The following is a 25,270-nucleotide window of genomic DNA, read 5'->3' on the forward strand; positions in this document are numbered from 1 at the left end:
GCCAGTCGCAGAGGGCACCCGGCTCACCGCACTCGCTCATCACACCGGCCTCAGGGGGTAGTCACATGGCAGCCAGGCCACTCGTCGCCCGCCAGCCCAACGAACGGCTGCAGGCGCTCATCCAGGAGGCCGGGTGCTCCAACGCCGGCCTCGCCCGCAGGGTCAACATGGTCGGCGCGGAGCGCGGCCTCGATCTGCGGTACGACAAGACGTCCGTGGCGCGCTGGCTGCGCGGGCAGCAGCCGCGCGGCCGGGCGCCGGGGATCATCGCCGAGGCCCTCGGCCGCAAGCTCGGGCGCACGGTGACCATCGACGAGGTGGGGATGGCCAACGGCCGCAATCTCGCCTCGGGGGTCGGTCTCCAGTTCGCGCCGACCGTGCTCGGGGCGATCGAGCAGGTCTGCGAGCTGTGGCGGAGCGACGTGGGGCGGCGGGACTTCCTGTCCGGTACGACGGTCGCCGCGTCGGCGCTCGTCGAGCCCAGTCGCGACTGGCTGATCACCGGCACCGACCCGCAGGTCGCGCGGCACGCGGGGGCGCGGGTCGGGCTCTCGGACGTCGCGGCGGTACGGGCCATGACGGCGGCCCTGGTCGACCTGGACCGGCAGTTCGGCAGTGGGCACGTGCGGCCGGTGGTCGTCCACTACCTCAACAGCGCGGTGTCCGGGATGCTGTCCGGCTCGTACCGGGAGGCGGTCGGGCGCGAGCTGTTCGCGGCGGTCGCGCGGCTGACGGAGCTGGCCGGGTACATGGCCGTCGACACCGGCCAGCCGGGGCTCGCCCAGCGCTACTACATCCAGGCGCTGCGGCTCGCGCAGGCCGCGGGCGACCGGGCGTACGGCGGTTACGTGCTCGCCGCGTCCATGAGCCATCTCGCCGCGCAGCTCGGCAACCCGCGGGAGATCGCGCAGCTCGCGCGCGCCGCGCAGGAGGGCGCGCGGGGGCAGGTGCCGCCGCGGGCGCAGGCGATGTTCCTGGCGGCGGAGGCGCGCGGGCACGCGCTGCTCGGTGACGCCCGGTCCTTCGCGCAGGCCGCGGCGCACGCCGAGGAGGTCCTGGAGCGGGCCGATCCGGAGGCGGGCGACGACCCGGCCTGGATCGCCCACTTCGACGAGGCGTATCTGGCGGACGAGCTGGCGCACTGCCACCGCGACCTGGGCCAGGCCCGCGAGGCGGCCGCCGCGGCCGAGCGCTCGCTCGCCGGCCACCCCGAGTCCCGGGCCCGCCGCCGCGCCATCGGCCTCGCCCTGCTCGCCGCCGCGCAGGTCCAGCAGCGCGAGGTCGAGGAGGCCTGCCACACCGCCGGCCGCGCCCTCGATCTGCTCGGCACCCTCCGCTCCAGCCGCGGCGCGGAGTACCTCGTCGACCTGCGCGAGCGCCTGGAGCCGTACGCGGCGGAGGCGGCGGTCCGGGAGTTCGGCGCGCGGCTGGATCTGCACGCGGCGTGACGGGGGAGGGGGGTACGTCACACCTCTGTCACACGCGTGTGCGGGCGCGGGGGCGTAGCCGGTAGCGTGGGCCGACGATCGCGTAGGCCCATCAGCTAGGTCCATCAACAGGAGTCCCGGTGACGCACAGCGGACAGGGGCCGGAGCAGCAGTATCCGGCCGCTCAGCCCCTCCCCCCTGAGGTGACCCCTGGTGGCCACTCCGATGCCCAGGCGACGCAGTACCTGCCGCCGGTCCCGCCGCAGGCCCCGCATGCCGCGTACGGCTACCCGCAGCAGCAGCCCCCGGCGCAGCCCCAGCCCCAGCCGGGGTACGGCTACCCGGGCCCGGACTCGCAGGCGACGCAGTACATAGCGCCCGTGCCGCCGCAGGCGCACCAGGCGCACCAGGCGCCCCCGGCCCAGCCGGACCAGGCCACGCAGTACCTCCCGCCCGTCCCGCCGCAGCAGGCGCCGCAGGAGGCCGCGACCCAGTACATGGCGCCGGTGCCGCCGCAGGCACCGGCGGGCGAGCGCCCGCCGCTCGCCGACTTCGACAACCTGTTCCGCAGCGACACCCCGAACCCGGCCCCGCAGCAGGCCCCCGCGCCCGGATACGGGTACGGCTACCCGCAGCAGCCCCCGGCGCCGCAGCACCAGCAGCCGTACGGCTACGAGCAGCAGGGCGGCCCGTACCCGCCGCCGCAGCAGCAGGGGTACCAGGGCGCGTACCAGGACGCCTACTACGACGACGAGCCCGAGCCGCCGCGCCGCAAGTCGCCGGCCGCGCTGATCGCCGCCGTCGTCATCGGGTGCGCCGTGGTCGGCCTGGGCGCGGGCGCGCTGCTCAGCGGCGGGGACGACGACAAGAAGGACGACGCGGGCGGCAAGGGCGGCCAGAACGTCGCCGCCGGCTCCGCCGCGCCCTCCGCCCAGTCGTCCGGGGAGCCCGCCGCCGACCCGGCCAAGGCGCAGGCCGAGGCGCTCGACAAGCTGCTCGCGGACAGCAACAGCAGCCGCGACTCGGTGATCTCCGCCGTCGCGTCGATCCGGCAGTGCCAGAACCTCGACCAGGCGGCGAGCGATCTGCGCGCCGCGGCCCAGCAGCGGCGCGGTCTGGTCACCCGCCTCCAGGGGCTGACCATCGACAAGGTGCCGGACAACACGGCGCTCTCCGCCGCCCTGGTCAAGGCCTGGAACGCCTCGGCCGCCGCGGACACCTTCTACGCCTCCTGGGCGGACCAGGCGAAGAGCAACGACAAGGTCTGCAAGGGCGGCCACGCCAAGCACACCGGCGCGGCCAACGAGGGCGACAAGAAGAGCAACGAGGCGACCGCCGCCAAGAAGGAGGCGGCCGGGCTGTGGAACCCGACCGCCGCGAAGTACTCGTTGACGAAGCGCACCTACACCCAGCTGTAGGCGAGCCGAGGGAGGTACCTGGCCGTCACGGCGCGGCCAGGACCGTGTCGCCCACGTCGACGAAGCCCGGCTTCTGCGCGACCAGCTGCCCTTCCCGTACCACCTGGAAGGTCACGTCGTGGTTGACGATCCGGGGGAAGTCGCGGGCGCCGAGCAGGTCGTCGTAACGCCAGCGCAGCGGGGGCGTGAGGCCGCCGGTGTCGATCTTCTCGCCCTGGTCGAGGGCGTGGCTGATCTGCAGCGGGGTGACCTTGTCGCTGTCGAGCCCCTCGACGACCTGCTTGAGCACGGTGTACGCGATCCAGGTGGTCTGGACGCCCGCGTCGGTCGGGTCGACCCGGTTGTCGACGAAGGCGTGCTCCTTGATGACCTTCCGCATCGGGTCCCAGGCCTTGTCGTCGGCCGAGGGGTACCAGCCGGTGACGTAGGCGCCCTCGAAGGGGCTGTGCGCGCCGCCGGTGCGGTCGATGAGCGGCTGTCCGACGCTGCCGAGGACGGACGAGATCCGGACGGCGCCGTCGTCGCTCTTGTCGCTCTTCCCGCTCTTCCCGCTCTCCGTCCCCTCCTGCGCCCCGCCCTGGCCGGGCAGGCGGCGGAAGGAGTCGAAGAAGGTCTGGGTGCGCTCGCCGAGCACGGCGGTGACGCATCCGTCGTCGGACCCCGCCTTGGTACGGGCCCGGGTGGCCGGCTGGGTGTACTCGGCGGAGTCCTCCTGAGCCGGGATGTCGACGGCGCTGCCGTGGCTGGCCTTGCGGAGGCCGGAGTTGAGCAGGTTGAGCAGCCGGTCGCCGGCGATGGTGTCGGGGCGGACGAGGGAGACCTTGCGGCAGCTCTCGGCGAGCTGCAGGCCGTGCCCGGCGATCAGCGAGGCCTGGCCGCCGTTCACGGGGTAGGAGAGGGTGCTGGCGAACTCGTCCTCCGAGATCCCGTAGCCGCCGATGTACGGGATGCCGGCCGACTCGAGCGGGGCCATGAAGGCCCGCCCGAACTGGCTGTACGAGCCGACGACGGCGACGGCGCCCTCGTGGACGGCCCGCCGGGCGCAGGCGGCGGCGCCCGCGTTGGTGTTCTGTTCGTTGCAGGTCAGGACGCGCAGCTCGTGCCCGTCGATGCCGCCGTTGGCGTTGACCCAGCGGGCATAGGCCTGGGCCATGGCGGGCATGCCGGGCATGTTGGTGGCGCGGGTCTGGTCGGGAGCCCAGGTCATGACGGTGACGGGCTCCCTGGAGCCCCCCGTGGCCCCAGGGAGTACGCCGCAGCCGGCGAGCAGCGACGCTGCGGCCGCCGCTGTCGTGACGTACGCGAGAAGGGAAGGAAGTCGCCTACCGGTCATGGGCATGCACAATTCCGCCCCATGGGTAACGCGACAGTGAGCGAGAATCAACGGCGGGTGACGTGAAGGTGAATTACGGGGGCCGCTCGGTTCCGGATTCGAGGGAACGTACGATCGAACGGTGTCCGGTAGCACCTCCCCCAGCACCTCCTCTTCGGTGAACTCTTCCCGTCGCGGCCGTCGCTCCTCCACCATGGGCGGCATGCCGCTCAACGACATGCCCTGGTGGCGCTGGCGCGCCAATGTGCGCTCGGCGCTGCACATGCTCTCGGACCCGGGCTTCCACGAGACGACCTGGCTGGCCGGCCAGGACGGGTACGGCGACGTCACCGACGCCGTCTACCGACTCGTGGAGGACACGTGGCTGGACAGCTGGTCAGCGGAGAAGTACGTGGGAACGATCTTCCGCGACTCCGGCGAGGCCGCCCTCGTCGACGTGGCCGTGCTGCGGGTGCTGCGCATCATGCACCAGGTGGGCGCGGACGCCCATGTGTCCGCGTTCATGGAGCACCACGCCTGGCCGGAGGCGGTCCGGGCGGCGCGCGAGGCGCACGTACGGATGGCGACGGCGGACGGGGAGGACCCGGACGAGCCGCCGCGCTCGCTGGAAGTGCTGCGGATCATCACGCGGTCCGCGTGACGCGGTCCGCCTGACGGGGTCCGCCTGACGGACGTGGTCCTGCCCGCACGCGCGCGTGTGGCAGGCTGGGCGAATGACCGACCAGTACGTCCTCACCCTCTCCTGCCCCGACAAGCAGGGCATCGTGCACGCCGTGTCGAGCTACCTCTTCATCACCGGCTGCAACATCGAGGACAGCCAGCAGTTCGGAGACCGTGACTCCGGTCTCTTCTTCATGCGGGTCCACTTCTCGGGCGAGGCCCCGGTCACCGTGGACAAGCTGCGGGCGAGCTTCGCGGCCGTCGGCGACGCCTTCGAGATGGACTGGCAGATCAACCGGGCCGACGAGCGGATGCGGGTCGTCCTGATGGTGTCGAAGTTCGGGCACTGCCTGAACGACCTGCTGTTCCGCTCGCGGATCGGGGCGCTGCCGGTCGAGATCGTCGCGGTGGTCTCCAACCACACCGACTTCGCCGAACTGGTCGGCTCGTACGACATCCCGTTCCGGCACATTCCGGTCACCAAGGACACCAAGGCGGACGCGGAGGCGGAGCTTCTGGAGCTGGTTCGCGAGGAGAACGTCGAGCTGGTCGTCCTGGCCCGCTACATGCAGGTGCTCTCCGACGACCTGTGCAAGCAGCTCTCCGGCCGGATCATCAACATCCACCACTCCTTCCTGCCGAGCTTCAAGGGCGCCAAGCCGTACCACCAGGCGCACGCGCGCGGCGTGAAGCTCATCGGCGCCACCGCGCACTACGTGACGGCCGACCTCGACGAGGGCCCGATCATCGAGCAGGAGGTCGAGCGCGTCGGCCACGAGGTGACCCCGGACCAGCTGGTGGCGATCGGGCGCGACGTGGAGTGCCAGGCGCTGGCACGCGCGGTGAAGTGGCACGCGGAGCGACGGATCCTCCTGAACGGCCGCCGGACGGTCGTCTTCGCGTAGGCGACTGCCGGGCGCCCGCCGGGCGCCCAGCCCCTACATCCGGCTCAGCGACGCCGCCGCGAACAGGACGTCCCGGATCGCCTCGCGGTCGCCCTCCTGGCCCGCCGCCGCGTCCTGGGGCGGGATGTGGCCCGCCAGGAGCTGGCAGAACTCGACGCCGTCCATCGCGACCTGGGCCACCGTGTGGTCCGGGGAGCCGAGGGCGGCGGGGGAGTCCAGGGCGATGTACCAGTGGCCGCCGCCCGCGCCCTCGATCTCCAGGTGGAGCGAGCGGCCGGGCGCGCCGGCCGTGACGAGTTCGCGGGGCGGGCCCGCGAGGCCGGTGCGGCGGCGGTCGGCGAGCGCCGCCGGGAGCAGCCGGGCGGCCAGGTCGATCATGCCGTGCAGATGGCTGCCGCTGGGCGGGTCGTACGGATACGCCACCGCGTTCGCGATGTCGTCCGCGTGCCGCCAGCACTCGAAGGCCCGCTCCAGGAGCGAGTCCTTGAGCGGCATCGCGAAGTCCCCGTAGGTGACCGTGAGGTCCGCGACCCCGCGCCCGGCGAAGGACACCGTACGGATCAGGGTGTGGCTCTGGTCGCGCCACGGCTCGCGGATCGCCATGGTCGGCGGCCGGCCCGCGCTCGCCCAGTACGCCTCGGTCCGCTCGGTCGGCGCCAGCTCGCCCACGCCCGCGCCCAGCGGGTCGTCGAGCCCGAGCGAGGCCGCCACCAGGCCGTCCACGGCCAGCAGATGCCCGATCACCCCGGCGACCGTGGTCTTCCGGCTCACGGCGCGCTCGTCCTCGTACCACCTGAGCCGTACCGGAGCGTGCCACTCCGACTCGCCGATGTCGCGGAGCAGCGCGTCGAGCCGGGCGGTCTCGGCGTCGTACGGAGTCGCCCACGCCGGTACGGGGATACGGGCGGGGCGGCGGCCCAGACAGTTCTCCAGGACCCGCGAGCGCAACAGCGGGTCGAGGTCCAGATCGCGCTCGGCGTGCAGGAGCCCGACGGCGTCGCGCAGCCGCAGCGCCTCGTCCGCGCACGGGGCGCACTCGGTGAGGTGGGCCTCGACGGCCCGGGTCTCCTCGGCCGAGCACGCGGACAGCGCCCACGCGCCGAGGAGCGACTTCAGCACGCGGTGGGGCAGTTCGAGGACGGGCGCGGTCTCCTCCGGCTCCGGCGCGGGAGCCGCTTCCCTGAAGGGCTCGGCGTACGTGTCCGCGAACCCGTCCGTGAAACCGTCCGCGTACGGCGCCGGTTCCGGCTCCGGGTTCGTGCGCGGGTCCGCGAACGGCGAGGTCAGGTCCGCGTGGTCGTCCGCCGAGCGGCGCGGGCCCGGTATGCGCGGCGCCCGTGCGACCTCCTCGGGCTCGTCGTTCGCGCCGCTCACAGCGTCCGCCCGTAACTGCCGCCGCCCGGCGGTGAGGAGCCTTCCAGGGGACGGGTGTGGGCGGACGAGAGCAGCTGGAGCCCGAGCCGCAGCCGGCGCCGCGCCTCGTCCTCGGTCACCCCGAGGTCGGCCGCCGTCTGCCGGTAGTCGCGGCGCTGGAAATACGCCAGTTCGAGCGCCCGGCGCAGCGGCGTCGGCATCGATGTCACGATGTAGTCGGCGCGGGCCGCGACCGAGGCCCGGCGCACCTTCTGCTCCAGCTCCTCCGCCGTGCCCTCGCCGGTCTCCGCGTACGCCAGGGCCTCGGCCTGCCGCAGCCGGTGCACAGCCTGCCGCTGGGCGAGCCGGGCGACCCAGGCGCGCATGCTGCCCTGCTTGGGGTCGAACGCGTCGGGGTTCTCCCAGACGTAGCCGAAGACCTCGCGGGTGACCTGGTCGGCGGCCTCGTCGTCGTCGAGCACCCGGTGGGCCAGGCTGTGCACGAGCGAGGCGAACCTGTCGTAGAACTCGCCGAGGGCCGCGGCCTCGCCGCGCGCCAGCCGCTGCTGCATCCGGCGGTCCCAGCGCGGTGGTGCGTCCTTCGTCGCCATGCGACACCTTCCCGACCCGACTTCCGAACTCCAAAGTAATGCGCCGGGGCCCCGGCGCACGATGCTTTGCGGCAAGTGTGCTCCGGACGGTTCCGGCGGATGGTAAGGAAAGCGACAACCCTGGAAACCCGGGTTTCAAGACGCTGAGCCGGGGCAGCGGGAGGGGACAGGAAGGCCTCCCTCCGTTTGCCGTCTGAAAGGCGCCGCTCGTGACGATCCAGGTCGACGAGGACGAGCAGGAACCGTGGACCGTGCTGCGCATCAGCGGGGAGCTCGATCTCGTGACCTCCCCGCTGATCCGCAGACGCCTCCACGCGGCCGTGGCGGGCGGCCGGCGCGACGTCGTCCTCGATCTCTCCACGGTCCGCTTCTGCGACTCCAGCGGCGTCGGCGTACTCGTCGCCGCCCGCCGTCTGATGCGCTCCTGCGGCGGCCGGCTGCGCCTGATCCTGCCCGCCCGCGGCGCGGAGGACGGCGCGCACGTCAACCGCGTCCTCGCCGCGCTCGGCGTCCGCCGCCTCTTCGAGGTGTACGCGGACGTGCCCGCGGCCCTCGACGAGACGGCCGTGCCGCTGTCGGCGTGACCGTGTGAATCCTCCTGAAGTCGTACGGAAATACGGAAAGTTGGCCCGATCGTAGATTCCGTGCATGACGAGACAGGCAAACGGGATGCTCACGGGCCCACGAAGGCGACCCGTACGGTCATCGGGACACTGGTGGCGGTCGCCGTCGCCGCGCTGATCCTCGCGGTGCTCTGGGCGCTGGACTGGCCCAGGCAGCTGTTCGTCGGCTATCTGGCGGTGAAGATCGGCCTGAAGGGCGGTGTCGCCGCCTTCGCCGGAATCGTCGCGCTCGTCGCCTGGTGGCGCGAGCGGCGCGCCGGGCGCCGGGAGGCGCAGCCGGCGGGCGAGGACGCCGACAAGGCAGCTGATGAGGGCGCCGACAAGGACGCCGACGAGGCGGCCGGCGAGGCCGTCACGGACTGAGTACCGCCCGCCTGGCCGGGCTTACGCGTACCGCTCGCGCAGCTTGTACTTGAGGACCTTCCGCAGCGTCTCGTTGCGCGGGAGGGCCTCCACCACCTCCAGTTGCTCGGGCAGTTTGAAGACCGACAGGCCCGCCTCGCGCAGGAAGGCGGTGACCTCGTCCAGGGCGAGCGGCTCGGCGCCGGCCGGCTGCTCGATCACCGCGCACACCCGCTCGCCGCGTTCGGCGTCCGGCAGGCCGATCACCGCCGCGTCCCCGACGCCCGGGTGCTCGTGCAGCAGGTCCTCGATCTCTTTGGCGGAGATGTTCTCCCCCTTGCGGATGATGATGTCCTTGAGCCGCCCGGTCAGCACGAGATGTCCGTCGGCGGTGAGATGCCCGACGTCGCCGGTGATGAGGAAGCCGTCCGCGTCGAACGCGGCGGCGGTCTGCGCCGGGTCGAGATACCCCCGGCACACCGCCTCCCCGCGCAGCCGGACCTCGCCGCCCTCGGCGATCCGTATCTCCATCCCGGCGGGCGGCCGCCCCTCCGTCGTCGCCAGGTTCTCGGCCGTGTCGCCCGGGTCGCCCATGGTGATCATCGGGACCTCGGTCATGCCGTAGCCGTGGGTGAGCTGGCAGCCCAGTTCGCGGACCACCGCGTGGTAGACCTCCGGCGGCTTGGGCGCGCCGCCGCCCGCGAGCAGCCGCAGGGTGGGGATGACCGGCTCGCCCGGCCGCTTGCGCTGCTCGGCGAGGAACATCGAGTAGAAGGCCGTGGAGCCGCCGGCCACCGTGACGCCGTGCCTGCGGTACTCGGCGAGCGCCTCGGGCAGCGCGAACTGCTCGAACATGACGGCGGGGAACCCGTACAGGAGCAGCATGACCGTGTAGTCGGGGCCCGCGATGTGCGCGTACGGGAAGGCCATCGAGCCGACGTCCTCGGCGCTCAGGTGCAGCGCGTGGGCGAGGCAGGAGCCGCCGGCGATCAGCGAGCGGTCGGTGTGGAGCACGCCCTTGGGGTCGGAGGTGGTCCCCGAGGTCCAGTAGATCCAGCGGACGGAGGTGCCGTCGGCGGGCGGGGGCGGCAGCAGGGCCGGGTCGCCCTCCGGGAGGCTCGCGTACGCCTCGAAGACGCCGCGCGCGCCGAGCCGCCGGGCCATCTCCGTGTGGTCGAACCCGCGCCACACCCCCGGCACGGCGAAGAACTCGGCCCCGGACTCGCGCAGCGCGAAGCCGACCTCCTTGTCCCGGTAGAACGGGATGACCGGGGTCTGTACGGCCCCGAGCCGGGCGAGCGCGAAGGACAGCACCGCGGTCTCGATCCGGGTCGGCAACTGCCACGCGACGACCGTCCCCGGCCGCACGCCCCTCCCGTACAGCCCGGCGGCGCACCGCTCGGCCCGGTCGCGTAGCTCGCCGAAGGTGAGCACCCGGTCGCCCTGGAGGAGGACGGGACGGTCGGGGGTGAGGGCGGCGCGGCGCTCGACGAGCTCCCAGAGGGTGCGGGAGGCGCCCAGGGCGTGTGCGGTTTCGGTCATGACCACTCCCGGTAGCTGACTGTCCGTCAGATCGTGCGGAGAGCGTAGAGGGGTGGTCCTTGTCGGTCCAGGGGTCCGGGACTAGCCTGATGGTCGCGTCCAAATCTGACGGTCCATCAGAAACGCGAAACGCGAAACGGGAAACGGGATCCTTGGAGGGGTCATGGCGGAACTGCCCCGCATCATCAGCGTCGACGACCACGTGATCGAGCCCGCGCATCTCTTCGCGACCTGGCTCCCCGCCCGGTACCGCGACCGGGGGCCGCAGCCGCTCACCGCCGGGATCGGCGAGCTCGCGTACATCGGCGGGAAGTACCAGATCACCATGGACCCCGACGGGCCGCCCACCGACTGGTGGATCTACGAGGACCTGAAGTTCCCGTACAAGCGCAACATCGCCGCCGTCGGCTTCGACCGGGACGAGATGACCCTGGAGGGGATCACCCGCGAGGAGATGCGGCGCGGCTGCTGGGACCCGAAGGCGCGTCTCGCCGACATGGACCTCAACCATGTCGAGGCCTCGCTCTGCTTCCCGACCTTCCCGCGCTTCTGCGGGCAGACCTTCGCCGAGGCGAAGGACAAGGAGGTCGCGCTCGCGTGCGTCCGCGCGTACAACGACTGGATGGTGGAGGAGTGGTGCGGCGACAGCGGCGGCCGGCTGATCCCGCTGTGCATCATCCCGCTCTGGGACATCGACCTGGCCGTCGCCGAGATCCGGCGCAACGCCGCCCGCGGGGTCCGGGCCGTCACGTTCTCCGAGATCCCGACCCACCTCGGGCTGCCGTCGATCCACTCCGGCCACTGGGACCCGTTCTTCGCCGTCTGCCAGGAGACCGGGACCGTCGTCAACATGCACATCGGCTCCAGCAGCCAGATGCCCGCCGCGTCCCCCGACGCCCCGCCCGCCGTCCAGGCCTCGCTCAGCTTCAACAACGCGATGGCCTCGATGATGGACTTCCTCTTCTCCGGCGTCCTGGTGAAGTTCCCGCGCCTCAAGCTCGCGTACAGCGAGGGCCAGATGGGCTGGATCCCGTACGCCCTGGAGCGCGCCGACGACGTGTGGGAGGAGCACCGGGCCTGGGGCGGGGTGCGCGACCTGATCCCGGAGCCGCCGTCCACGTACTACTACCGGCAGATCTTCTGCTGCTTCTTCCGCGACAAGCACGGCATCGACGCGATCGACGTCGTCGGGCGGGACAACGCCACCTTCGAGACCGACTACCCGCACGTCGACTCGACCTTCCCGCACACCAAGGAGATCGCCCTCGACCACGTCAGGGGCCTCGACGACGAGACCGTCCACAAGCTGATGCGCGGCAACGCCATCCGCATGCTCGGTCTCGGAATCGTCTGATGGAGCTCACGTACACGGAGGAAGAGGAGGAGTTCCGGGGGCGGCTGCGGGAATGGCTCGCCGCCGAGCTCCCGACGCTCCCCGCCAGGCCCGACCCGCTGGACTGGCCGGGCCGCCGCGCGTACGACTGCGGCTGGCAGCGGCGGCTCTACGACGCGGGGTACGGGCACGTCCACTGGGACGCGTCGCCGACCCAGCGGCTGATCTTCCTGGAGGAGACCGAACGGGCCGGGGCCCCGTACGTCGGCGCCAACTTCGTCGGCCTCCTCCACGCGGGACCCACCATCGCCGCCGAGGGGACGGAGGAGCAGAAGGCCCGCTGGCTGGAGCCGGTCCTGCGCGGCGACGAGGTGTGGTGCCAGGGCTTCAGTGAGCCGGACGCCGGCTCCGACCTGGCGTCCCTGCGCACGCGGGCCGTCCGGGACGGGGACGCGTACGTCGTCACCGGGCAGAAGATCTGGACCTCGCACGCCGAGGCCGCCGACTGGTGCGAACTTCTCGTACGGACGGACCCGGAGGCCCCCAGACACCGCGGGATCAGCTGGCTCGCCCTGCCGATGTCCGCGCCCGGGATCACCGTACGGCCGCTGCGCACCCTCGCCGGGTCGGCGGAGTTCGCCGAGATGTTCCTCGACGAGGTGCGGGTGCCGGTCTCCTCTCGCGTCGGGGCGGAGAACGACGGCTGGCGGGTCACCATGGTGACCCTCTCCTTCGAGCGCGGCACCGCCTTCGTCGGCGAGGTCGTCGCCTGCCGCCGCGTCCTCGGCGAACTCGCCCGCGAGGCGCGGAAGAACGGGCGCTGGGACGACCCGGTGCTGCGCCGCCGGCTCGGCCGCCTCGGTGCCGAGTTCCAGGCGCTCTGGCGGCTGACCCAGTGGAACGTCAGCGAGGCCCAGGCCACCGGCGGCGTCCCCGGCACCGGCGGCTCGGTCTTCAAGCTGCGCTACTCGCACGCCCGCCAGGAGCTGTACGACGCGGCCGCCGCCGTCCTCGGGCCGGACGCGCTCGACCTCGGGCGCGACTGGAACCTGGACCGGCTGTCCTCGCTGTCGTACACGATCGCCGCGGGCACCTCCCAGATCCAGCGGAACATCGTCGCCGAGCGCATCCTCGGCCTGCCGAAGGGGCGGTGAGCCGACACCGTGGACTTCCGACTGACCGAGGACCAGCGGGCGCTGAAGCGGGGGGTACGGGAGCTCCTGGACCGCCGTTTCGGGCGCGAGGCGCTCCGGGCGGCCGTGGACGCCGGCTCCCTGGACCGCGCGTTGTGGCGGGAGCTCGGCGCGGCCGGGTTCTTCGCGCTGCGGCTTCCGGAGGAGGCGGGCGGGGCCGGGCTCGGCCTGCCCGAGGCCGTGCTCCTCTTCGAGGAGGCCGGGCGCGCGCTGCTGCCCGGGCCGCTGATCGCCACGCACCTGGCGGCGGGGGAGGTGCCGGGCGCGGCGGAGGGGGACGCCGTGGTGACGGCCGTGGACGGCGGGAGCGGGGTGGTGGAGTGGCTGGACGCGGCGGACGTGGTGCTCGGCGACGCGTCCGGAGCCGTACCGCTGCGGTCCGTCGACCCGCTGACGCCGCTGCACCGCGTGCGTCGGGCGGGTGCCGTGGGAGAGCCGGGACCGGACCTCGTCGTCCCGGTCTCCTCCCTCTCCTCCCTCTCCTTCCCCTTCTCCTCCCCCTTCTCCTCCCTCGTCTCGCTCCTCACCGCCGCCGAGCAGCTCGGCAGTGCCGCCCGCAGCACCGAACTCGCCGTCGCCCACGCCCGTACGAGAGAACAGTTCGGGCAGCCCGTCGGCGCCTTCCAGGCCGTCAAGCACCTGTGCGCCGGGATGCTCGTACGGACCGAGCTCGCCCGCGCCGCGGTCTACGCGGCGGCCGTCACCGCCGACCCCGTCGAGATCGCCGGCGCCCGGCTGCTCGCCGACGAGGCAGCCGTCGCCGGCGCCCGGGACTGCCTGCAGGTGTACGGCGGCATGGGCTTCACGTGGGAGGCCGACGTCCATCTGCATCTGAAACGGGCCTGGGTACGGGCCGAGCGCGGCCTCGGCGGCGCGGCGGCGGAGGAGCTGGTGGCCGCGCGGCTGTGGGGCGACAGCTGATCGAGGGGTGACGTGACCGTACCTGTGACGTCACTCAGCGTCGATACCGTGTTGTGTCCTTCGCGGGGGTGGTCACGCGCCGGAGTCGGGTGTCCGCTCCGGTACGCTCCGTTGAATGCGAGTGCTTGTGGGCCCGGGGCGTGCCGGTGCCGCCGACGCGGCGGCTCCGCGGCCGGGAATGTCCGCGGCCCGGGCAGGGTTCAGCGCCCCGCGTTCGACTCCGCGCGGCGTGCGTCGCACAGTATGGACCACGCGTACTCCTTCGCGCTGGAATATGCCCGAAGCGCTTGTTGCCGTGACTGTACGTCAACCATGCTGTCTCACAAGGGAATCACGTTCCGTAAAGGTGTGTCCGCCGGTTCGGATGGTGTGAACGGTGCAGGTGCTTCAGGTGCAGTTGGAGGTCGGGCCCGACCCGGCCGAGGTGGGGCGGGCCCGGCGTTGGGCGCGCAAGCGGCTGGCCGGGTCCGGCATAGGGGACGACGAGCCGCTGGCGGAGACGCTGGTGCTGCTCATCTCCGAGCTGGTGACCAACGCCGTGGTCCACACGGGATGTCCGGCGGTGCTGCGGATGCTCTTCGGCGGGGGCGGGGTGCGGGTCGAGGTCGCCGACACGAGCGACCGGCCGCCGCGGCCCCGGCGCGCGGAGGGCGAGGACACCAACGGGCGCGGCCTGGAGCTGGTGGACGGCCTCGCCGACCGGTGGGGCTGGCAGCGCGAGGGCGCGGGCAAGAGCATCTGGTGCGAGGTCGACCGGGCGGCGGCGCCGGGCGCCGGACCGGGTCAGCCCGATCGGGTGTCACCCTCCTGGGTGCGCTGTTGACGGTTCGTGGCGAATTGATCACCCTTGGGTGAGCGATTCGTTCTGTGAGGGGAGTCGAGGGGCCGTGCCGTGCCCCTCGGTGAGCGCGGGTCGTGACGGGTGGCGGCGGCGGTCGTGCCGTGCTCGGGGCGCGCGCGAGTGTGCCGCCACCCGCGATCCATCCCGTCCGGGAGACGGGTGATCCCTTCTAGAAGACGGCCACGGGTGCCACGGGTGTGCCCGTGCCGCCGACGAAGGGCTCGGGCATCGCGGCGAGCAGGAACGTGTACCGCCGCTCTTGTGCACAGGTTGTGGACAACTCTTCGAGGTTCCAGTTCTGGCCCTGGAGCATGCCCATCTCGACCAGGTCGAGGGCGTGCACCGGCATCCACAGGTTCTCGATCTCCGGCGGGAAGATCTCGAAGGTGAGCGTGTCGTCGGCGACCGCCGCCACGTCGTGGGCGTGGAACCACGCGGGGGTACGGACGGACAGGCCGGGCGACGGGAACGCGTAACCGTGCCGGTCCCCGGCCAGATAGACCTGGATCTGCCCGGTGCGTACGAGCACGATGTCGCCGGACCGGACCGTGACCCCGCCGAACTCGGCCGCCTCGTCCAGGTCTTCGGGGGTGACCGCGTGGTCCCCGGGCAGCCGGTCCACCCCCTTGGCCGCCGCCACGTCGAGCAGCACCCCGCGGCTCACCAGGTGCCGGGCGGTGTGGATCCCGCTGAACTCGGAGCGCCCGTGGGCGGTGACGGTGGTGGCGGGGCGTCCGTTGTAGATCCGGCCCGAGTGCGAGGCGTGGGTGAGGGCGTCCCAGTGGGTGCCGGCCTGGAGGCCCATGGTCACGGCGTCGTCGCTGGTGGCGACCGTGCCGGGGCCGAAGAGCTCCTGGTTGACCTGCACCATGACGTGCAGCGGGTTGACCCGGCCCGGGATCACCCCGCTCTGCACGCCGTCCTGCTTGAGGTCGACGGCGAGCGGGACGCGCCGGCCGGTCCGTACGGTCGCGGCGGCCGCCCGTACCACCTCGTCGGTGATCAGGTTGAGGGTGCCGATCTCGTCGTCCTGACCCCAACGCCCCCAGTTGTTCACGCGCTTGGCGATCTCGTGGAACTCGGGAGGAAGGGCCGAAGGGGGTGTCGGGGGAAGTGACATCGGGCGCCTCCGGGGTCTTGTTCTCCGGTATCTGACGGGTCGTAGAATCCTGCTGACGCACGAATCTAACGGACCGTCAGAAAGCGCGGGAAGGGGCCGGGCGTGGGGAACTTCTTGGCAGGGAAGGTCGTCGCCGTCACGGGCGCGGGGCGGGGGATCGGCCGTGCGGTCGCCCTCGCCTGCGCCGCCGAGGGCGCGAAGGTCGTCGTCAACGACTACGGCGTCTCGATCGAGGGCGGCGAGCCGACGAGCGCGGTGGCCGAGGCGGTCGTCAAGGAGATCGAGGCGGCGGGCGGCGCGGCGGTCGCCGTCGCCGACGACATCTCGACCATGGCGGGCGGGCAGCGCCTGGTGGACGTGGCGCTCGCCGAGTACGGCAGCATCGACGGTGTCGTGTGCGTGGCCGGCATCCTGCGCGAGCGGATGCTCTTCAACATGTCCGAGGAGGAGTGGGACCCCGTCGTCGCCACCCACCTCAAGGGCACCTTCACCGTCTTCCGCGCCGCCTCCGCGGTGATGCGCCGCCAGGGCTCGGGCACGCTCATCGGCTTCACCAGCGGCAACCACGCGGGCTCGGTCGCCCAGGCCAACTACTCCGCCGCCAAGGGCGGCATCATCTCCCTCGTGCGCAGTGCCGCGCTCGGCCTGCACAAGTACGGCGTCACGGCGAACGCCGTCGCCCCGGTCGCCCGCACCCGCATGTCCGCCAACGTCCCTATGGAGCTCAAGGAGATCGGCGAGCCCGAGGACGTCGCCGCCCTCGTCGTCTACCTGCTCTCCGACCGCGCCAAGGCCGAGAAGATCACCGGCCAGGTCTACACGATCGCCGGCCCCAAGATCGCCGTCTGGGCCCAGCCCCGCGAACTCCGCGCCGCCTACACGGAGTCCGGCACCTGGACCCCGGACCGCATCGCCGACGTCCTCCCGGCCACGGTCGGCATCGACCCGATGCCGATGCTCCAGCAACTGGAGGAAATGTCCCGAGCGGCGGCCCGGGGCTCGCGCCCGAACGCGTAGGGGGGTGCGGGCGCATGTTGCGGACGGGGGCGCGCTCGCGGCCGGGCGCCGTGCGGCGCGGGCGTGCGCCGTGTCCGGCCGGGTCAACCCGGGCGGGGGACGTTGTTCGGCCGGCCCGCGTCAGCGGGCCCGGCGCCCGCGTCGAGCCCGCCCCGCCCGGGGGCGGCCCGGGCCCCTGCGGGCGGGGCCGGGACGTGTCTGGTCCGGGGGTCGCGGGCTGCGCCCGGCCCGCCCGGGGCGACCCGCACCGGGCCGCGTCAGCGGGTCCGGCGGCCGCGTCGAGGCGGATCGTGCCGGGCGCCGTTCAGCCCTGCCCGGCGGCAGCGGGGCGCGGGGGTGTACTGGCGGGCACCCCCGCCGTGTCTGGCCCGGGGCGACCCGCACCGGGCCCGCGTCGAACCGGCTCGTGTCGTGCGCCGTTCAGCCCTGCCCCCCGTATCAGCGGGGCGCGGGCCGCGGCCCGCCCGCGCCGGACCTGGGCGGCGCCCCAGGTGTCGCCTGCCTCACCAGTCTCGTCAGAGTTTCGGGAAGGGGCGGGGTGGGGGAATTCCCCAGGCCCCGCCCACGACGGAGGTGCATGCACATGAGAGGCGTCGTCTTCGACGGCAAGGAGGTCCGGGTCGTCGGCGATCTGGAGGTTCGGGAGCCCGGGCCCGGTGAGGTGCTCGTCGGGATACGGGCCGCCGGGCTCTGTCACAGCGACCTGTCCGTCGTGGACGGGACCATCCCCTTCCCCACGCCCGTCGTCCTCGGCCACGAGGGCGCCGGGGTGGTCGAAGCCGTCGGACCCGGCGTCACGCACGTCGCGCCCGGTGACCACGTCGCCCTGTCCACCCTCGCCAACTGCGGCGCCTGCGCCGACTGCGACCGGGGCCGGCCCACCATGTGCCGCAAGGCCATCGGGCGGCCCGGCCGGCCGTTCTCCCGGGCCGGGACCCCGCACACCCGGCTCTTCCAGTTCGCGTCCAACTCCTCCTTCGCCGAACGGACCGTCGTCAAGGCCGTCCAGGCCGTGCGGATCCCGGAGGACATCCCCCTGACCTCCGCCGCCCTCATGGGCTGCGGCGTCCTGACCGGCGTCGGCGCCGTGCTCAACCGCGCCAAGGTGGCGTACGGCGAGACCGTCGTCGTCATCGGCACCGGCGGCATCGGCCTCAACGTGATCCAGGGCGCCCGGATCGCGGGTGCGCGCACGATCGTCGCCGTCGACACCAACCCGGCCAAGGAGGAGACGGCCCTCCTCTTCGGCGCCACCCACTTCCTCACCTCCGCCTCCACCGACTCCGTACGGGACGTGCTGCCCACCGGCGCGGACCACGTCTTCGAGTGCGTCGGCCACACCGGCCTCGTCCGCACCGCGATCGACCTGCTCGACCGGCACGGCCAGGCGATCCTGCTCGGCATGACCGCGCCCACCGCCGAGGCGAGCTTCCCGCCCGCCGCGATGTTCCTGGACAAGTCGATCCTCGGCTGCCGCTACGGCTCCTCGCGCCCGCAGAAGGACATCGCCCTCTACGCCGAGCTCTACCGCTCCGGCCGCCTCCTGCTCGACGAACTGGTCACCGCCACCTACCCGGTGGAGGAGTTCGCGCGGGCGGTGGAGGACGCGGAGCAGGGGAAGGTGGCGCGGGGCGTGCTCACGTTCTGAGGGATCACGCGCCGGTTCGAGGGATCAGCTACCGGCTTCCCGCGCGCGGTACGCCTCCACCGTCCGGGCCAACGCCTCCTCGTACGGCGTCGCGACCGCGCCGAGCCGCTCCCGGATGAGGCCGGCGTCGACCACGAACGGCTCCGCGAACTCGTAACGCATCTCGATCAGTTCGCGCACCGTCCGGTTCACCGCGCCCATCACGTACAGGGCGGCCGTCGGCATCCGGCGCAGCCGGGCGGCGCCGGGGCGGCCGGTGGCGCGGTGGGCCAGGTCGACGAGTTCGCGCGTGGTGCGGGTGTGCGGGTCGTTGGGGAGGTGCCAGGCGCGGCCCGGGGCGTCGGGGTGGCGGCCGAGGAGGACGAGCGCCTCCGCGATGTCGGGGATGAAGGTGTACGTGTGGGGCTGGTCCGGATCGCCGAGGACGGTCGCGGTGCGCCCGGCGAGGAGCGCGGGGAAGACCAGGTCGCCGAGGTTGGACTGGGCGCCGCCGCGCGGCCCGAAGTAGTCGGAGGCGCGGCCGATCGCCACCTCCACCCGGCCGGCCTCGTGCGCCGCCAGCAGATCCCGGCGCATCCGGCCCCGGAGCCGGCCCTTGCGGGTGGTCGCGGCGTCGGGGCTCTCCTCGGTGAACGGGCGGCCCCCGGGCGGGCCGTAGCTGTAGACGTTGTCCATCGAGACCAGGCGGGCGCCGGCCGCCTCGGCCGCGGTGAGCACGGCGTCCTGGAGCGCGGGGAACTCCTGCTGCCAGCGGTGGTACGGCGGGTTGAGCGCCTGGTAGACGACGGCCGCCCCGGCCGCGACGGCGGTGGTGAACGCCGGGTCGGCCGCGTCGCCGGCGACCACCTCGACACCGTCGGGGACGTCGGCGCGGCCGGACCGGTTGACGACGCGGACGGACTCGCCCTCGCGCACCAACTCCTCGGCGACGGCCGTGCCCACGGCGCCGGTACCGAAGATCACATGACGGGGCTGGGCGGTGTGCTTCATGCGTCGACCTCGTGGTGTCGGGTTCGGAGTGTCGGGCTTGTGGCGGCGGGCCCGTGGCGGCGGGAAGGACCTCCCCGCCACAGTACGAGGCCCGGGAGGCCCAGGCCCAGGTCCAGAAGGCCCGGAGGGCTCAGCCCGCCACGCCCGCCACGCCCGCCGCGTCCCGGAAGGTGCGCCGGTACGCCGTCGGCGTCACCCCGATCGCCGCCTGGAGGTGCGTCCGCAGCGACTGGGCGGTGCCGAAGCCCGCGTCCGCGGCGATCTGGTCGACCGGCAGGTCGGTGGACTCCAGCAGGTGCCGGGCCCGCTCCACGCGCTGCTGCGTGAGCCACTGCCCGGGGCTGACGCCGACCTCCTCGCGGAAACGGCGCGTGAAGGTCCGTACGCTCATCGACTCCCGTACGGCCAGATCGCGCAGCTGGATCGGCTCGTGGAGGTGGGCGAGCGCCCAGGCCCGGGCGGCGGTCGTGGTCGAGGAGCCCGGCTCGGGCAGCGGCCGGGCGATGTACTGCGCCTGCCCGCCGTCCCGGTGCGGGGGCACCACCGTGCGGCGGGCCACGTCGTTGGCGACGCCCGTGCCGTGGTCGCGGCGCACGATGTGCAGGCACAGGTCGATCCCGGCGGCCACGCCGGCCGAGGTCAGGACGTCCCCGTCGTCGACGAAGAGCACGTCCGCGTCGACCCGCACCCTCGGGAAGAGGCGCTGGAAGTGGTCGGCGGAGGACCAGTGCGTGGTCGCCGGGCGCCCGTCGAGGAACCCGGCCGCGGCGAGCACGTATCCGCCGGTGCAGATGGAGACCAGACGGGTGCCGGGCCGGATGTGGGCGAGGGTGGCGGCCAGCTCCTCGGTGAGCCTGCCCTCCTCGTACACCGGCCCCAGCTGGTACGAGGCGGGCACGACCACCGTGTCGGCGGTGGCGAGCGCCTCCGGGCCGTGCTCGACGTGGATGGAGAAGTCGGCGTCCGTCTGGACCGGCCCGGGGGCGGGCGCGCAGGTGACGATCTCGTACAGGAGCCGCCCCTGCGGGTCCTTGGCGCGGCCGAAGATCCGGTGCGGGATGCCGAGTTCGAAGGGGAGGAGCCCGGGCAGGGCGAGGACGGCGACGCGGTGCGCCCGCATGGGGGATCCCTCCGTTTAACGTTAAATCACTGGTGGTCCAGACCACATTGCTGATACGTGTCTGTGTTCGTGACGGACAACATGTACAAGTCTGAGGCCGCCGGCCGGATTCCCGGAGCGGCCGGAGCGGCCGGAGCGGCCGGAGCGGCCGGAGCGGCCGAAGAGCCCGGAGCGGCCGAAGAGCCCGAAGGGGCCGAAGAGGCCGAAGAGGCCGAGGAGGCCGGAAGGGCCTCTGCGCCGGCCGGGCCGCCGGCCGCCCTCTGGAACCGCGACTTCCGGCTCTTCTTCGTCGCCCGCGCCGCCGGCGTCCTCGGCGAGGGCATGGTCCCGGTCGCCTTCGCGGCCGGACTCCTCGGCGCCGGCCATCCCGGTTCCTCCGTCGGCTACGCGCTCGGCCTCTGGACGGCCGCCTTCGCCGTCTTCGTACTCTTCGGCGGCGTCCTCGCGGACCGCTTCACCGCCCGCCGGATGATGATCCTCGCCGATCTGCTCCGCCTCCCCGGGGCGCTGCTGCTCGCGGTCACTTTTGCGCTCGGCAGCCCGCCGCTGTGGGCGGTGTACGTGCTGTCGGCCGTCGCCGGCGTCGGCGCCGCGCTGTTCCAGCCGGGCGTCGCGTCCACCATCCCGCGCATCGCGCCGGACGTGCAGCGCGCGAACGCGGTCCTGCGGGTGGTCGAGGCGCTGATGACCATGGCGGGCCCGGCGCTCGCCGGTCTGCTCGTCGCACTCTGGAACGCGGGCGCGGCCTTCGCCGTCAACGCCTCGACCTTCGCCGTCAGCGCCGTCTGCTTCGTCCTCCTCCGGGTCGCCCCGATACCGTCCGACGACGCGCCCCGCGGCTCGCTCCTCTCCGAAATGGCCCTCGGCTGGCGGGAGTTCCGGGCCCGCAGCTGGCTGTGGGGGGTCATCGCGATCTGGACGGTGTACGGCCTGACGGTCGCCGGGCCGATGGTGCCGCTCACCGCGAGCCTGATCACCGAGGAGTACGGCTCCGCCACCTACGGCGTCCTGATGGCCGTGAACGGCGCGGGCAGCGCCGTCGGCGGCCTTCTCGCGCTCCGCATCCGCCCGGTGCGCCCGCTCGCCGCCGGCGCGGTGGCGCTGCTCGGCCTGCCGGTGAACCTGCTGCTGCTCGGGATCGGGGCGCCGGTGCCGCTGCTGCACGCGGGCGCGTTCGTGGGCGGTGCGGCGTTCGCGTTCTGGCTGGTGATGTGGTCGACCTCGGTGCAGACGCATGTGCCGCAGGACGCGCTGAACCGGATGCACGCGTACGACGTGGCCGGATCGCTGCTGATGATGGGCGTCGGCCGGGCCCTATCGGGGCCGGTGGCGGCGGTGGTCGGCACGGAGGAGGTGCTGTTGGCGGGTTCGGGGATCGCGGTCCTGGTGGTGGCGGCGCTGCTGGTGGTGCGCCCGATCAGGACGTTGCCGAGAGTATGAGGCTCGTTGGCCCGATCCTTTGGAAAGCTGTCATTCGGGCCAATGGCAGGGGAGGGGCCCGCTCGGGATGCTGGGTGACGTGACCCAGACAACCGAGCCCCTCGCCACCGCACCCGCCCCTCCTCGGCGCCGTAACCCCGGTACCCCTCGCATCCACCGCGCGTGGTTCGTCGCGGCCGTCGCCTTCGTCACGATCATCGGCGCGGCGGCCTTCGCCTCCCTCCCCGGGCTGCTCATCGAGCCGCTGCACGGCGAGTTCCACTGGTCGCGGGGCACGATCGGCTTCGCGGTGTCGGTCAACCTCGCGCTGTACGGCCTGACGGCGCCGTTCGCCGCCGCGCTCATGGACCGGTTCGGCATCCGGCGGGTCGTCGCCGTCGCCCTCACGGTCATCGCGGCCGGGTCGCTGCTCACCGTATGGATGACGGCGGCCTGGCAGCTGATCCTCTTCTGGGGCGTGCTCGTCGGCCTCGGCAGCGGATCGATGGCCCTCGCCTTCGCCGCGACCGTCACCAACCGCTGGTTCACCGCGCGGCGCGGCCTGGTCACCGGCATCCTCACGGCGGCCGGCGCCTCCGGCCAGCTGATCTTCCTGCCGCTCCTCTCGTGGCTGGTCGAGCACCACGGCTGGCGCCCGGCGGCCGTGACGGTGGCGCTCGCCGCGCTCGTCGTCGTCCCGTTCGTGTGGCTGCTCCTGCGCGACCACCCGGCGGACGTCGGGCTCGCCCCGTACGGCGGGGAGTACGCGGAGAAGCCCGCGCCCGTCACGGGTGCCGCGCGCCGCGCCGTCGCCGTCCTCTTCAAGGCGGCCCGCACCGGCCCCTTCTGGCTGCTCGCCGGCACCTTCGCGATCTGCGGCGCCTCGACGAACGGCCTGGTCAAGACCCACTTCGTGCCCGCCGCCCACGACCACGGCATGCCGGTCACGGCGGCGGCCGGACTCCTCGCGGTCATCGGCGTCTTCGACGTCGTCGGCACGGTCGCCTCCGGCTGGTTCACCGACCGCTTCGAGGCGCGCCGTCTGCTCGCCGTCTACTACGCGCTGCGCGGCATCTCGCTGCTCTTCCTGCCGATGCTGCTCGCCCCGGCCGTGCACCCGCCGATGCTGTTCTTCATCGTCTTCTACGGCCTCGACTGGGTCGCGACCGTCCCGCCCACCATCGCGCTGTGCCGCGAGCACTACGGCGAGGACAGCGCGATCGTCTTCGGCTGGGTCCTCGCCTCCCACCAGGTCGGCGCCGCCGCCATCGCCTTCGCGGGCGGCCTGGCCAGGGACGTCTTCGGCTCGTACGACGTCGTCTGGTACGCCTCGGGCGCGCTGTGCGCGGCGGCGGCGCTGATGGCGCTGGTGATCCGGCGGCGGCCGGGGGTCGCCATGGCGTAGGCTGCGGGGCCGGAGGGGATTTGAATGCGTTCAGAACGGCTGTTGCGTCTGGGGGACCGGCTCGGCGCGATCATCATCGTGTCGATGACGGTGCTCGGCATCGAGGTAGTGATCGGCGCGACCGTGCTGTTCATGTGGAGCCCGAGCCTGACCTACACCCCGGGGACGATCTTCGCCCTGCTGCTGCTCGTGCCGGTCTCCGCGGTGGCCGGCACCGCTGTCGGGGCTCTGCTGTCGGTCGCCGTGGTGGCGCCGCTGCTCATGCTCGCCGACTGGACCGGCCGCCGGATCGAGGGGCGCGCGTCCTGGTACTGGGTGCCGGCGGTGACGGCCGCCGTCACCGTCCTGCCGGTCCTCGGCGGGGCGGCGGAGCTGGGGGCCGGGCCGCTGTGGAGCCCGGTGTGCTGGCTCGCGGCCACGGCGGGACTCACGGTCCCGGCCCTGGTCTCCCGTCGACTGCTCCTCACGGACCGTCCGTACGTCAGCGGCGGCGCGCTGTTCGGCTGGGTGGCGCTGTACGGGACGCTCGCCCTCGTCACCGCGTTCGCGCTCACCGGCTTCGCCCTGTGGGCAGGGGTCGGCGACGAGCCGCCTCGGTCGAACACGGTGCAGTCCGCCGGGACCTGGACCGACGGCACGGCGGGAGGCCGACCCTGACCGGGAGCGGTTGCCTTCAGCCGGCCACGCGGTCCGCGGGCTCGAACCCGACACGCAGACGCATGCCCAGGGCTGCCGCCAGGCGTTCGAGCATGGGCAGCGTCGGCATGGTGCCACCGGCTTCGAAACGGGCGACGGCGGGCTGCTGGAGCCCGGCCGCGCGGGCGAGCTGGGCCTGCGTCATGCCGAGCTCCTCGCGCCGCTCCCGCACGGTGTTGCCCAGCTCGAACCGGATCCGAGCGGCCTCGTAGGCGGCTCCGGCCTCGGGGTCGCGCAGAGCGTCCTCCCGCAGCTGGGCCCAGTCTCCGCGGCTGGTCATCGAGTCACCCCTCGTCGACGGTGTGCTGTTGCGCGACGCATCGGCCCCAGGCGCGGACGGCGCGCTCGATCTCGGCCGGCTCCCGTTGCCGGGTCTTGCGGAAAGCGGTCAGGAGGATGATCCGCCGTTCCGGCGCGATCCAGTACGTGATGCGCATCGCGTCGCCGTCCAGGTGGAAGCGCAACTCCCGGACCTTGCCGGACAGTTGCCGCGTGTACGGCTCGCCCAAGTGGACCCCCTGGTCCGACAGCAGGTCGATGTAGAACGCGACCGTACCGCGATGGCCAGGGCTGAGCCCGAGGAACCACTTCTCCACCTCCGGCTCGACTTCAACGCTTCCCCACGACATAACGTGGACGTTATAGACAGCCTAGTCCTGCGGGAGCCGTTCCGCTCAGGAGTACCCGAACGGGTGGCGCGGCCACAGGGGCTCGCGGGTGGGTCGCGTCCTAGCCCGCGAAGCGCCCGAACCGTCCGCGGTGGAACAGCAGCGGGTCCCCGCCCTCGGGCCCGTCCGTCGCGTCCAGGGCCGTCACCCGGCCGACCACGATCAGGTGGTCGCCGCCCGTGTGGACCGCGGTGATCTCGCAGTCGATCCAGGCCGGGGCGCCCGTGAGGCGCGGGGAGCCGGTGGACGGGGCCGGGGTCCAGGTGACGCCCGCGAACTTGTCCGCGCCGCTGACCGCGAACGCCCGGCACAAGGCGCCCTGGTCGGCGCCGAGGACGTTCACGCAGAAGCGCCCGGCGCGGGCGATCCGGGGCCAGGTCGTCGACGTACGGGCGACCATGAAGGCGACGAGCGGCGGGTCGAGGGACAGGGAGGCGAAGGACTGGCAGGCGAAGCCCGCCGGGCCGTCCTCGTCGAGGGCCGTCACGATCGTGACCCCGCTCGCGAAGTGCCCGAGCACCCGCCGGAACTCGCCCCGGTCGACGGGCATCCGCTCGCCCTCCCGCACCGCCCGCAGCGCCGGGCGGGGCAGGGGCTCCACGGCCGTGGGCGCCCCGGCCGACCTGAGGTATCGGACGGCGGCGGCGGCCATCCCAGCGTGTCCCATCATGTCGCCCATTGAAGC

25 protein-coding genes are annotated in these 25,270 nt (G+C 73.1%); 15 read left to right on the top strand and 10 right to left on the bottom strand.

Annotated features, from left to right (window positions below; genetic code table 11):
• Positions 1-65 precede the first annotated feature (65 nt).
• On the top strand, positions 66-1,448 hold the full coding sequence (locus AB0C73_RS01715; RefSeq protein ID WP_362523396.1) for a transcriptional regulator: 1,383 nt from the start codon (positions 66-68) through the stop codon (positions 1,446-1,448).
• 119 nt (positions 1,449-1,567) lie between these two features.
• Positions 1,568-2,845, top strand: coding sequence for a hypothetical protein (locus AB0C73_RS01720; protein ID WP_362523398.1), 1,278 nt, complete (start codon positions 1,568-1,570; stop codon positions 2,843-2,845).
• Positions 2,846-2,870: 25 nt separating this feature from the next.
• Here the strand turns inward: AB0C73_RS01720 and AB0C73_RS01725 are convergent, their stop codons facing one another.
• A complete protein-coding gene (locus AB0C73_RS01725) occupies positions 2,871-4,190 on the bottom strand; it encodes an ABC transporter substrate-binding protein (protein WP_362523400.1) in 1,320 nt (439 codons plus the stop codon).
• Between the two features lie 181 nt (positions 4,191-4,371).
• Between AB0C73_RS01725 and AB0C73_RS01730 the strand changes: the two genes are divergently transcribed.
• Both AB0C73_RS01730 and purU read left to right on the top strand, forming a co-directional pair.
• Complete coding sequence (locus AB0C73_RS01730; RefSeq protein ID WP_362523865.1) at positions 4,372-4,818, top strand: hypothetical protein; 447 nt, start codon at positions 4,372-4,374, stop codon at positions 4,816-4,818.
• Between the two features lie 73 nt (positions 4,819-4,891).
• The gene (gene purU / locus AB0C73_RS01735) at positions 4,892-5,743 is read left to right on the top strand and encodes a formyltetrahydrofolate deformylase (RefSeq protein WP_362523402.1); all 852 of its coding nucleotides are present in this window, start codon (positions 4,892-4,894) and stop codon (positions 5,741-5,743) included.
• Positions 5,744-5,776: 33 nt separating this feature from the next.
• Here purU and AB0C73_RS01740 read toward each other — a convergent pair whose 3' ends face one another.
• Together AB0C73_RS01740 and AB0C73_RS01745 are read right to left on the bottom strand one after the other, a co-directional pair.
• Positions 5,777-7,117 carry a zf-HC2 domain-containing protein gene (locus AB0C73_RS01740; RefSeq protein WP_362523404.1) on the bottom strand — a complete coding sequence of 447 codons (1,341 nt, stop codon included), beginning with the start codon at positions 7,115-7,117 and terminating at the stop codon, positions 5,777-5,779.
• The gene (locus tag AB0C73_RS01745) at positions 7,114-7,707 is read right to left on the bottom strand and encodes a sigma-70 family RNA polymerase sigma factor (protein WP_362523406.1); all 594 of its coding nucleotides are present in this window, start codon (positions 7,705-7,707) and stop codon (positions 7,114-7,116) included. The genes AB0C73_RS01740 and AB0C73_RS01745 overlap by 4 nt, the downstream gene beginning before the upstream one ends.
• A gap of 209 nt (positions 7,708-7,916) precedes the next feature.
• Between AB0C73_RS01745 and AB0C73_RS01750 the strand changes: the two genes are divergently transcribed.
• A complete protein-coding gene (locus AB0C73_RS01750) occupies positions 7,917-8,291 on the top strand; it encodes an STAS domain-containing protein (protein WP_362523408.1) in 375 nt (124 codons plus the stop codon).
• A 60-nt stretch (positions 8,292-8,351) separates the two neighbouring features.
• Entirely contained in the window at positions 8,352-8,693 is a 342-nt protein-coding gene (locus AB0C73_RS01755; protein WP_362523409.1) for a hypothetical protein, read from the top strand.
• A gap of 21 nt (positions 8,694-8,714) precedes the next feature.
• Here the strand turns inward: AB0C73_RS01755 and AB0C73_RS01760 are convergent, their stop codons facing one another.
• Complete coding sequence (locus tag AB0C73_RS01760) at positions 8,715-10,214, bottom strand: AMP-binding protein (RefSeq protein ID WP_362523411.1); 1,500 nt, start codon at positions 10,212-10,214, stop codon at positions 8,715-8,717.
• Positions 10,215-10,377: 163 nt separating this feature from the next.
• On the opposite strand from AB0C73_RS01760, the gene AB0C73_RS01765 reads away from it, so the two are divergent.
• The 4 genes from AB0C73_RS01765 to AB0C73_RS01780 all read left to right on the top strand — a co-directional run bounded on the left by AB0C73_RS01765 (position 10,378) and on the right by AB0C73_RS01780 (position 14,484).
• Positions 10,378-11,568 carry an amidohydrolase family protein gene (locus AB0C73_RS01765; protein WP_362523413.1) on the top strand — a complete coding sequence of 397 codons (1,191 nt, stop codon included), beginning with the start codon at positions 10,378-10,380 and terminating at the stop codon, positions 11,566-11,568.
• Positions 11,568-12,701, top strand: a complete 1,134-nt coding sequence (locus AB0C73_RS01770) for an acyl-CoA dehydrogenase family protein (protein ID WP_362523415.1) — start codon at positions 11,568-11,570, stop codon at positions 12,699-12,701. Before AB0C73_RS01765 ends, AB0C73_RS01770 begins: the two co-directional genes overlap by 1 nt.
• A 9-nt stretch (positions 12,702-12,710) precedes the next feature.
• Positions 12,711-13,661, top strand: a complete 951-nt coding sequence (locus AB0C73_RS01775) for an acyl-CoA dehydrogenase family protein (RefSeq protein ID WP_362523417.1) — start codon at positions 12,711-12,713, stop codon at positions 13,659-13,661.
• A gap of 376 nt (positions 13,662-14,037) precedes the next feature.
• The gene (locus AB0C73_RS01780) at positions 14,038-14,484 is read left to right on the top strand and encodes an ATP-binding protein (protein WP_362523419.1); all 447 of its coding nucleotides are present in this window, start codon (positions 14,038-14,040) and stop codon (positions 14,482-14,484) included.
• A 187-nt stretch (positions 14,485-14,671) separates the two neighbouring features.
• On the opposite strand, the gene AB0C73_RS01785 is transcribed toward AB0C73_RS01780, so the two are convergent.
• Positions 14,672-15,622 carry a cyclase family protein gene (locus AB0C73_RS01785; RefSeq protein ID WP_362523421.1) on the bottom strand — a complete coding sequence of 317 codons (951 nt, stop codon included), beginning with the start codon at positions 15,620-15,622 and terminating at the stop codon, positions 14,672-14,674.
• 102 nt (positions 15,623-15,724) lie between these two features.
• Between AB0C73_RS01785 and AB0C73_RS01790 the strand changes: the two genes are divergently transcribed.
• The gene (locus AB0C73_RS01790) at positions 15,725-16,639 is read left to right on the top strand and encodes an SDR family oxidoreductase (protein WP_362523423.1); all 915 of its coding nucleotides are present in this window, start codon (positions 15,725-15,727) and stop codon (positions 16,637-16,639) included.
• Between the two features lie 583 nt (positions 16,640-17,222).
• Positions 17,223-18,287: a Zn-dependent alcohol dehydrogenase gene (locus tag AB0C73_RS01795; protein ID WP_362523425.1), complete on the top strand. Its 1,065-nt coding sequence runs from the start codon at positions 17,223-17,225 to the stop codon at positions 18,285-18,287.
• Positions 18,288-18,311: 24 nt separating this feature from the next.
• On the opposite strand, the gene AB0C73_RS01800 is transcribed toward AB0C73_RS01795, so the two are convergent.
• On the bottom strand, positions 18,312-19,277 hold the full coding sequence (locus AB0C73_RS01800) for an NAD-dependent epimerase/dehydratase family protein (RefSeq protein WP_362523427.1): 966 nt from the start codon (positions 19,275-19,277) through the stop codon (positions 18,312-18,314).
• A 130-nt stretch (positions 19,278-19,407) separates the two neighbouring features.
• Positions 19,408-20,397 carry a helix-turn-helix domain-containing protein gene (locus AB0C73_RS01805; RefSeq protein WP_362523429.1) on the bottom strand — a complete coding sequence of 330 codons (990 nt, stop codon included), beginning with the start codon at positions 20,395-20,397 and terminating at the stop codon, positions 19,408-19,410.
• 57 nt (positions 20,398-20,454) lie between these two features.
• On the opposite strand from AB0C73_RS01805, the gene AB0C73_RS01810 reads away from it, so the two are divergent.
• The 3 genes from AB0C73_RS01810 to AB0C73_RS01820 all read left to right on the top strand — a co-directional run bounded on the left by AB0C73_RS01810 (position 20,455) and on the right by AB0C73_RS01820 (position 23,878).
• Positions 20,455-21,837 (top strand): MFS transporter, encoded by a 1,383-nt coding sequence (locus AB0C73_RS01810; protein ID WP_362523430.1) that lies wholly within the window; start codon positions 20,455-20,457, stop codon positions 21,835-21,837.
• Between the two features lie 67 nt (positions 21,838-21,904).
• Positions 21,905-23,221, top strand: coding sequence for an MFS transporter (locus tag AB0C73_RS01815; protein WP_362523431.1), 1,317 nt, complete (start codon positions 21,905-21,907; stop codon positions 23,219-23,221).
• 24 nt (positions 23,222-23,245) lie between these two features.
• A complete protein-coding gene (locus AB0C73_RS01820) occupies positions 23,246-23,878 on the top strand; it encodes a hypothetical protein (protein ID WP_362523432.1) in 633 nt (210 codons plus the stop codon).
• A 16-nt stretch (positions 23,879-23,894) separates the two neighbouring features.
• On the opposite strand, the gene AB0C73_RS01825 is transcribed toward AB0C73_RS01820, so the two are convergent.
• The 3 genes from AB0C73_RS01825 to AB0C73_RS01835 all read right to left on the bottom strand — a co-directional run bounded on the left by AB0C73_RS01825 (position 23,895) and on the right by AB0C73_RS01835 (position 25,264).
• Complete coding sequence (locus tag AB0C73_RS01825; RefSeq protein ID WP_362523434.1) at positions 23,895-24,197, bottom strand: helix-turn-helix transcriptional regulator; 303 nt, start codon at positions 24,195-24,197, stop codon at positions 23,895-23,897.
• A 4-nt stretch (positions 24,198-24,201) separates the two neighbouring features.
• The gene (locus AB0C73_RS01830; protein WP_362523436.1) at positions 24,202-24,546 is read right to left on the bottom strand and encodes a type II toxin-antitoxin system RelE/ParE family toxin; all 345 of its coding nucleotides are present in this window, start codon (positions 24,544-24,546) and stop codon (positions 24,202-24,204) included.
• Between the two features lie 100 nt (positions 24,547-24,646).
• Positions 24,647-25,264, bottom strand: coding sequence for a flavin reductase family protein (locus tag AB0C73_RS01835; protein ID WP_362523438.1), 618 nt, complete (start codon positions 25,262-25,264; stop codon positions 24,647-24,649).
• Positions 25,265-25,270: the final 6 nt, after the last annotated feature.

The organism is Streptomyces sp. NPDC048623, from assembly GCF_040650755.1.
Lineage (GTDB): Bacteria > Actinomycetota > Actinomycetes > Streptomycetales > Streptomycetaceae > Streptomyces.

Bases quoted from the DNA above. Each gene is read 5' to 3' on its own strand.
- AB0C73_RS01745 (WP_362523406.1), bottom strand. From the start codon at position 7,707: ATGGCGACGAAGGACGCACCACCGCGCTGGGACCGCCGGATGCAGCAG.
- AB0C73_RS01830 (WP_362523436.1), bottom strand. From the start codon at position 24,546: ATGTCGTGGGGAAGCGTTGAAGTCGAGCCGGAGGTGGAGAAGTGGTTC.
- AB0C73_RS01820 (WP_362523432.1), top strand. From the start codon at position 23,246: ATGCGTTCAGAACGGCTGTTGCGTCTGGGGGACCGGCTCGGCGCGATC.
- purU (WP_362523402.1), top strand. From the start codon at position 4,892: ATGACCGACCAGTACGTCCTCACCCTCTCCTGCCCCGACAAGCAGGGC.
- AB0C73_RS01835 (WP_362523438.1), bottom strand. From the start codon at position 25,264: ATGGGCGACATGATGGGACACGCTGGGATGGCCGCCGCCGCCGTCCGA.
- AB0C73_RS01800 (WP_362523427.1), bottom strand. From the start codon at position 19,277: ATGAAGCACACCGCCCAGCCCCGTCATGTGATCTTCGGTACCGGCGCC.
- AB0C73_RS01825 (WP_362523434.1), bottom strand. From the start codon at position 24,197: ATGACCAGCCGCGGAGACTGGGCCCAGCTGCGGGAGGACGCTCTGCGC.
- AB0C73_RS01785 (WP_362523421.1), bottom strand. From the start codon at position 15,622: ATGTCACTTCCCCCGACACCCCCTTCGGCCCTTCCTCCCGAGTTCCAC.
- AB0C73_RS01805 (WP_362523429.1), bottom strand. From the start codon at position 20,397: ATGCGGGCGCACCGCGTCGCCGTCCTCGCCCTGCCCGGGCTCCTCCCC.
- AB0C73_RS01770 (WP_362523415.1), top strand. From the start codon at position 11,568: ATGGAGCTCACGTACACGGAGGAAGAGGAGGAGTTCCGGGGGCGGCTG.
- AB0C73_RS01795 (WP_362523425.1), top strand. From the start codon at position 17,223: ATGAGAGGCGTCGTCTTCGACGGCAAGGAGGTCCGGGTCGTCGGCGAT.
- AB0C73_RS01765 (WP_362523413.1), top strand. From the start codon at position 10,378: ATGGCGGAACTGCCCCGCATCATCAGCGTCGACGACCACGTGATCGAG.
- AB0C73_RS01760 (WP_362523411.1), bottom strand. From the start codon at position 10,214: ATGACCGAAACCGCACACGCCCTGGGCGCCTCCCGCACCCTCTGGGAG.
- AB0C73_RS01730 (WP_362523865.1), top strand. From the start codon at position 4,372: ATGGGCGGCATGCCGCTCAACGACATGCCCTGGTGGCGCTGGCGCGCC.
- AB0C73_RS01815 (WP_362523431.1), top strand. From the start codon at position 21,905: ATGCTGGGTGACGTGACCCAGACAACCGAGCCCCTCGCCACCGCACCC.
- AB0C73_RS01715 (WP_362523396.1), top strand. From the start codon at position 66: ATGGCAGCCAGGCCACTCGTCGCCCGCCAGCCCAACGAACGGCTGCAG.